This is a genomic window from Pseudomonas sp. 05N434, from assembly GCF_056396965.1.
Genome location: NZ_JBFTMK010000257.1, coordinates 1 through 6804, shown reverse-complemented (window position 1 = coordinate 6804; position 6804 = coordinate 1). Strand labels below are relative to the sequence as shown.

Genomic DNA, 6804 nt, shown 5'->3' with positions numbered 1-6804 from the left:
GGTATTCGCGCTGCTCGGTCTGGCCGTTGAGGCGATACTTTTCCGGGATGCCGTCGGCGGTGGGAAACAGGTTGCCAAGGATCGATGCTGTGGTCATATCGCTACCCCGTCTGGATTGGGTGATGCACTGATGAATCGTTTTAGCAGACCTCGGCCTGGCTTGTCATGGCTCATCTTATGGTTTTTTTGACTCGACGTTGTGGATCGAGAATCTGTCGACCCATCTGCTCATGAAAGCGCCTGTAGCCGTTGCGATCTTTTGCCCTTGAAAACACACAAGTAACGATCCCCCGGTTAAACTTCGCGCTCTTTCTCAAAGGAGTTCATATGAGTTACTACCAGCCGGGCATCCTCGCCACCCCAGTTCCGCCTCAAGCTCGTCATATGTTCTTCGCCCTCGAATCCGCCGAGGCACTGCCGGCAGCGCTGGATAACCTGACGCGCCTGGTGGACGGAAAATCGGCGGTGGTGGGTTTCGGCGAGTCCCTGGTCAAGGCGCTGCACGCGCAGATCGACGGCTTGCGCGCCTTTCCTGCGCTGGTCGGTGTCGGCGTCGACAACCCGTCGACCCAACACGCGCTCTGGTGCTGGTTGCACGGTGTTGACCGTGGCGAATTGCTCAATCGCAGCCACGCGATCGAAGCCGCGCTGGCACCGGCCCTGCGTCTGGTGCAGATGAACGAAACCTTCCGCCACATGACTGGCCATGACCTGACCGGTTACGAAGACGGCACCGAAAACCCTCACGACGAAGCCGCTGTGGCCGCTGCATTGTTGAACGAAGGCGCTGATGGTCTGGTCGGCGGCAGCTTCGCCGCGATCCAGCAATGGCAGCATGACTTGAAAGGCTTCCACGCGATGCCGTCCCACGAGAAGGACAACATCATGGGCCGACGCCTGAGCGACAACGAAGAACTCGACGACGCGCCGATCTCTGCCCACGTCAAACGCACCGCCCAGGAAAGCTTCGCACCGGAAGCCTTCGTGGTCCGTCGCTCGATGCCGTGGATCGAAGGCGATCGCGCCGGGCTGATGTTCCTGGCATTCGGTTTTTCCCTCGATGCGTTCGAAGCCCAACTGCGACGCATGAGCGGTCTGGAGGACGGCATCACCGACGGTTTGTACCGCATCAGCCGACCGATCACTGGTGGCTACTACTGGTGCCCGCCGCTCAAGGACGGTCGCCTCGACCTGCGCGCATTGCGTGTCGGCTAAATAGCGGATCGCGTACACCTGTAGGAGCGAGGCTTGCCCGCGAAGGCGGTGTGTCAGGTAAAACGCTTTAGCGGGCAAGCCTCGCTCCTACAAAAAACCATCAAAAGGATTTGCTGACACTCGCCACCAGGGTCGCGCTGCACACATCGTCGAACCCCCAGTTACTGATGCATTGGCTTTTCGACAAATCGGTGTCGATGTAACTCAACCCCAGCAGCACCCCGGCCACTTCGCGGGTCAGCTTCGCCTCCCACTCGTGATAAGCCTCCTCGCCATGCCCCGAGGCCGAATACAGGCGCGGGTCTTTGAAGTCCATTTCGCCGTAGCGCAGTTTCAGCCCCAGCCCATAGGGCAACTCGGTTTCGTAGCCAACGTAGCGGTACAACGTGCTCTGTTTGCTGTCGATGCCCGGTGCATCGGCAGAGTAATAGGCCGCGAGTTTCACGCCATAGACGTCGAGAATCCCGTAGACCTCGCTCTGATTGAACTGGCTCTCTTTTGGATACGCGTATTTGAGATAGCCGACATCCAGGCTGATGGCGTCGGTCGCCTGCCACAGCCAACCACCGTAGTAGTCGACTTCCTGGCGGGTTTTCAGGCCACCGCCGAAATCGACGTTCGAACTCCAGGCGCCCAGGTACAGGCCGCTGCTGTGGGCCAGGGTCACACCGGCTTGCACGGCGGGGTCGTTCTGGGTTTGCGAAATCCCGCGAGTGCGATAGTCGCTGGCCAGGGTCAGGTCGACCAGCACGGCGAAGTCGTCATTCAAGGGCAGGGCCTGGCTGCCCAGGGGCAACAGGCTGAAGGATGCGAGGGCGAACAGGGTGAACGCTTTCATGGTGCAGTGCCTTTGTTGTGATTGTTATGGGCAGATTTGAGACAACGCTGCTCCAGACCCCAGCGATGAATGCGGAGTTGGGCAGCGTGTACAGGCGATTTTTCTCAGAGTGTCGGGGCGTAGACTTCGCGACCGGCGAACCAGGTTTGCAGCACTTGGGTGTCGTGCAGGGCTTTCTCATCGACGCTGAACACGTCGCGGTCCAGAACGATGAAATCGGCTTGCTTGCCGGGGCTCAACGAGCCGATTTGCTTCTCTAGACCGATAGTGCGGGCGGCGTTGAGGGTGTAGGCGTAGAACATCGTTTCCCGGTCGATGCGTTCGTCGGCGTTCAACACGCCCAACGGGCCGTTTCGGGTGATCGCCTGGGCCATGGCGTTCCACGGATTGGGCGAAGACACCGGCCAGTCGCTGGCTCCGGCGATCGTCGCGCCCTGTTTGAGCAGCGAGTGCGCTGGGTACTGATAGCGGAAGGCGAGGGCGCTGACGTAAGGCTTGATCATGTCCAGGGTGTAATCGTCGGCGGAGGCCCAGAGCAACTGCATGGAGGCGATGACGTTGAGCGGTTTGAACCGCGCAAACTCTTTCGGGTTGACCATTTGCAAGTGGGTGATCGAGTGAGTCACGCCGCTCTGGCGATCCTTGCGCGCCTGGGCGATGCCGTTCAGGGATTCGCGTACCGCGCGGTCGCCGATGGCGTGGATGTGCACCCGCCAGCCGCGTTGATCGATGGCACTGACCAGTTCGCCGAAGTGCTTCGGATCGATCAGCAACTCGCCCTGTTTTTGCGAGTTGGTGTAAGGATCGATCATCGCCGCGCTCTGGGCCGGGTATTCGATCACGCCGTCGGCAAAGATCTTGATACCGGGCAGGGTCAGGTTGGGGATGCCCTGGAATTGCTGGCGGACCTTGTCCAGCGTGTCGAGATCGGCCGGTACGCTTTTCGGATTGGCCACCAGCAGGGCCGCGACGTGGGCGGTCATGCCACCGCTTTGCGACAGCGCTTTGTACACCGGCAGTACGCCGACGGTTTTCTCCGTGGGTTTAAGGGCAAACACCGGCTCGCCAGGGGCGGCGTTGGCAGCGGGGTCCATCCAGGCCGTAATGCCCAGGCTGTTGTTGTAGCGCACGGCGGTTTGCGCGGCGCGCAGCATGTCGGCGGCACTGGGCGCGGGCATTTTTAACGCAACCCGATCCCAACCGGCGTCCACCAGAAAACCGTTGGGGCTACCGTCGGCAAGCTTGCCTATGGTGTCGAGTTCGGCGGCCGGCAGGTTTTGCAGCAGGATGGCGTCGATGCCCGCGCGTTCGAGCATGACGTTGTTGGCCCAGGCGGTGTGGTGGTCGCTGCCGGTGAACACCACAGGCACCTTGGCCCATTCGCCGCTGTTGAATTTTTTGCCGAGGGCCTCGGCCTGGGCCCAATACGCCGAACTCATGCCGGCCACGCTCAGCACATCGCCGTGTTTCGCCTTGCCGTCATCACGCCATCCGCGCAGGCGTTTTTCCAGCTCATCGAGGTCGACCACCTCATCTTCCATATTGGCCGAGGCCATTTCCAGACCGCCGAAAATCGCGTGGGAATGGCTGTCGATCAGGCCGGGCATCAACGTCTTGCCGCCGAGGTCGATCACTTTCGTTTGCGATTCAATCAAGGCTTTTATCTGTRCATCGCTGCCAACTTGCAGCACTTTGCCGTCCTGCACCGCCAGGGCCTGCACCTTGGGCTGGTTGCGGTCGGCGGTGAATATCTTGCCGTTGAGCAGCACCAGATCGGTCGCTGCCATGGCTTCCATCGAGGCAAAAGCCACAGCGGCCACCAATAGATTCGGGAGGAATCTTTTCATTGAATGTTTCCTTGTTATTGCGTCTGATGGCCAGATTAGTGGCTGCTTATGCTCAACAGAACGCCTCACTCACGAAAAACGTTTTTGCCGGAATGGAAAAAAAATGGACAAGTTGGGTGCGTTGAAAATGTTCGTGGTCACGGCGCAACTGGGCAGTTTCAGCCGCGCCGCCGAGCAACTGGGCAAGACCCCGTCGGCCCTGACCAAAGCGGTCAATCACCTGGAGGCCGAGCTCGGTGCCCGGCTATTCGAGCGCAGCACCCGGCGGATTCTGCTGACGGAAGTGGGGCGGCTCTACCTGGAAACCGCGCGTCAGGTGTTGCAGCGGCTGGACGAGGCCGGTGAGGAAATCGAGCAGTTGCAGCATGGCCTGCGCGGCAATCTGAAAATCACCGCGCCACTGGCCTATGGGCATGCCTTTCTCGATCAGGTGTGTGGCGGTTTTCTGGAGCAGTATCCGCAGATCAATCTGCAAGTGGACCTGTGCGATGAGTTCGTCAATCTGCTGGAAAGCGGCTACGACCTGGCCCTGCGCGAAGGCCATGACGACCTGCCGGGGCTGATCGCCCGCGTCGTTGGCAGCAATCGTCTGGCGTTGTGTGGCAGCCCGGCCTATCTGGCGCGCAAGGCGTTGCCGGTCACTCCGCAAACCCTCGATGAGCACGAATGGTTGCTGTATCGCCATCCCTTGCTCAGCCGCGAATTCTGGTGGGCCGAGCGCGATGGGCAGCGCTTGAGCCTGCCGCAACCCCAGGCGCCACGGCTGCGCAGCGACAATTACGACTTGCTGCTGGCCAATGCGCTGGCCGGACGCGGGTTGTTGCACACGCCGCTATGGAGCGCTGCGCCGTATCTGGCCGACGGTCGACTGGTGCGGGTGATGGCGGACTACGACATCGATCCCGACAGCTTTGGCCCGCACATTCTGGCGGTGTACCCGAGCCATCGGCGAGCGACCGCCAAAGTCGTGGCTTTTATCGATTACATCGCCGGGTTTCTGGCCTCTCGCGGGCTGAGCTGACTGGCGGTCCTTGCCAGGAAAAAGCCGAAAGAGTACAAATGTACTCCATGACGACTTTAACTCCCCGCCGTACCGCCATCCTGACCTTCATCCGCGATCGCATCGCCGAACACGGTCAGCCCCCGAGCCTCGCTGAAATCAGCGAGGCCTTCGGTTTCGCCTCCCGTAGCGTGGCGCGCAAGCACGTGCTGGCGCTGACCGAGGCGGGTTTCATCGAGGTCAATCCGCATCAGGCGCGCGGCATCCGCTTGTTGAACCAGCCGCCGCGGCCCGAGCTGCTGGACGTTCCGGTACTGGGCCGCGTGGCGGCCGGTGCGCCGATCGGTGCCGATGCCGAGGTCCACAGCCGCTTGCTGCTCGATCCGTCGATCTTCTCGCGGGTGCCGGATTACATGCTGCGGGTCCAGGGTGATTCGATGATCGAGGACGGCATTCTCGACGGCGATCTGGTGGGCGTGCGGCGCAATCCTGAAGCGCTCAACGGCCAGATCGTGGTGGCGCGGCTCGACGGCGAAGTCACCATCAAGCGTTTCGAGCGGGTCGGCGATGCCGTTCGCCTGTTGCCGCGCAATCCGGCTTACCAGCCGATCATTGTTCGAGCCGATCAGGAGCTGGCCATCGAAGGCGTGTTCTGTGGTCTGGTGAGGCAAGGGTGATGGGCGCCGTCGTTGCGCTGGATACGCTGTTCAATGGCGGCCAGGTCTGGAAGGGCCGACCTGCGCCACCGGCCGTCAGCCCGCAACCCACAGGGCATGCGGCGCTGGATGCGGCGTTGCCGAGCGGTGGCTGGCCGGAAGCGGCGCTGAGCGAAATCCTCCTGGCCGGGCAGGGCGTGGGTGAGTTGCAACTGGTGTGGCCGACGCTGGCACGGCTGTCGGCGGCGGGCGAGCGCATCGTGCTGGTGGCGCCGCCTTACGTGCCGTATCCCCAGGCCTGGCAGAACGCCGGGGTCGATCTGCGCCAGTTGTCGATCATCCAGGCCAGCGAGCGCGATGCGCTGTGGGCGGCGGAACAATGCCTGCGTTCGGGCAGTTGCGGGGCGGTGTTGTGCTGGCCGCACAAGGCCGATGACCGGGCGTTGCGACGTTTGCAGGTGGCGGCCGAAACCGGGCAGACCCTGGCGTTCGCCTATCGCTCGCTCAGTGAAGCCATCAACCCGTCGCCAGCGGCCCTGCGCATCGCCATCGACGCCAAGCCTGCTCAGTTGCGGGTGCTCAAGTGCCGGGGCGGGCTGGCCCGTTCGGCGCCGATTGCCTTTGCCGTGGGGCATTGAGGTTGCCATGCGCTGGGTGTGCATTGTCTTCCCGCAATTGGCGCTGGACGCGGTACTGCGTCAGCGCCCCGACCCCGATGAGCCGTTGGCGCTGCTGACCGGCCCGGCCCAGCGGCGGGTGCTGCAGGCGGTCAACGGTGCGGCGCGGGCGCTGGGTTTGCGACCCGGTCAGTCGATGACCGCCGCCCAGGCGCTGAGCAAAGGGTTCGTCACCGTCGAATACGATGCCGCCGAAATCGAACATTGGCAGCAGTTCCTGGCCGCCTGGGCCTATCGGTTCAGCTCCCAGGTCAGCGTGCATTACCCGCGTGCCGTGGTGTTTGAAATCGAATCCAGCCTGGGCTTGTTCGGGCCCTGGCCGCAGTTCGAGGCGCGGCTGCGCGCCGAGCTCGCTGAGCTGGGGTTTCGCCATCGGATTGTCGCCGCGCCAAATCCGGTGGCGGCGCGGGTGCTGGCCAACGTTTATGACGGTCTGGTGGTGCCGGACAATCAAGCCTTGCAGCATCACCTCGGGCAACTGCCCGTCGATCGCATTGCCCTGGAGCCCAGCGTTGCTACGGCGTTATCGCGCATGGGGCTGCGCACCTTGAGTCAGGTGCAGGCGCTGCCC

The 6804-nt window shown here is 62.4% G+C and carries 7 protein-coding genes; 5 read left to right on the top strand and 2 right to left on the bottom strand.

Annotation, left to right across the window (positions count from 1 at the left end; translation table 11 throughout):
• Nucleotides 1-327 precede the first annotated feature (327 nt).
• Entirely contained in the window at nucleotides 328-1215 is an 888-nt protein-coding gene (locus tag AC1DLB_RS17020; RefSeq protein WP_477743941.1) for a Dyp-type peroxidase, read from the top strand.
• A 100-nt stretch (nucleotides 1216-1315) separates the two neighbouring features.
• Here AC1DLB_RS17020 and AC1DLB_RS17015 read toward each other — a convergent pair whose 3' ends face one another.
• Nucleotides 1316-2053, bottom strand: a complete 738-nt coding sequence (locus AC1DLB_RS17015) for a TorF family putative porin (RefSeq protein WP_477743942.1) — start codon at nucleotides 2051-2053, stop codon at nucleotides 1316-1318.
• A gap of 104 nt (nucleotides 2054-2157) precedes the next feature.
• Nucleotides 2158-3900, bottom strand: a complete 1743-nt coding sequence (locus AC1DLB_RS17010; RefSeq protein WP_477785321.1) for an amidohydrolase — start codon at nucleotides 3898-3900, stop codon at nucleotides 2158-2160.
• Nucleotides 3901-4003: 103 nt separating this feature from the next.
• On the opposite strand from AC1DLB_RS17010, the gene AC1DLB_RS17005 reads away from it, so the two are divergent.
• The 4 genes from AC1DLB_RS17005 to AC1DLB_RS16990 all read left to right on the top strand — a co-directional run.
• A complete protein-coding gene (locus tag AC1DLB_RS17005; RefSeq protein WP_018927623.1) occupies nucleotides 4004-4921 on the top strand; it encodes a LysR family transcriptional regulator in 918 nt (305 codons plus the stop codon).
• A gap of 38 nt (nucleotides 4922-4959) precedes the next feature.
• The gene (gene lexA, locus AC1DLB_RS17000) at nucleotides 4960-5577 is read left to right on the top strand and encodes a transcriptional repressor LexA (RefSeq protein ID WP_018927624.1); all 618 of its coding nucleotides are present in this window, start codon (nucleotides 4960-4962) and stop codon (nucleotides 5575-5577) included.
• Nucleotides 5577-6194, top strand: coding sequence for a translesion DNA synthesis-associated protein ImuA (gene imuA / locus AC1DLB_RS16995; protein WP_019578465.1), 618 nt, complete (start codon nucleotides 5577-5579; stop codon nucleotides 6192-6194). The genes lexA and imuA overlap by 1 nt, the downstream gene beginning before the upstream one ends.
• A gap of 7 nt (nucleotides 6195-6201) precedes the next feature.
• The coding region (locus AC1DLB_RS16990) for a Y-family DNA polymerase (protein WP_477785320.1) at nucleotides 6202-6804 on the top strand (603 nt) is incomplete at its 3' end.

Excerpts from the sequence above, each read along its gene's own strand:
- imuA (WP_019578465.1), top strand. The coding sequence starts at position 5,577 with ATGGGCGCCGTCGTTGCGCTGGATACGCTGTTCAATGGCGGCCAGGTC.
- AC1DLB_RS17005 (WP_018927623.1), top strand. The coding sequence starts at position 4,004 with ATGGACAAGTTGGGTGCGTTGAAAATGTTCGTGGTCACGGCGCAACTG.
- lexA (WP_018927624.1), top strand. The coding sequence starts at position 4,960 with ATGTACTCCATGACGACTTTAACTCCCCGCCGTACCGCCATCCTGACC.
- AC1DLB_RS17020 (WP_477743941.1), top strand. The coding sequence starts at position 328 with ATGAGTTACTACCAGCCGGGCATCCTCGCCACCCCAGTTCCGCCTCAA.
- AC1DLB_RS17015 (WP_477743942.1), bottom strand. The coding sequence starts at position 2,053 with ATGAAAGCGTTCACCCTGTTCGCCCTCGCATCCTTCAGCCTGTTGCCC.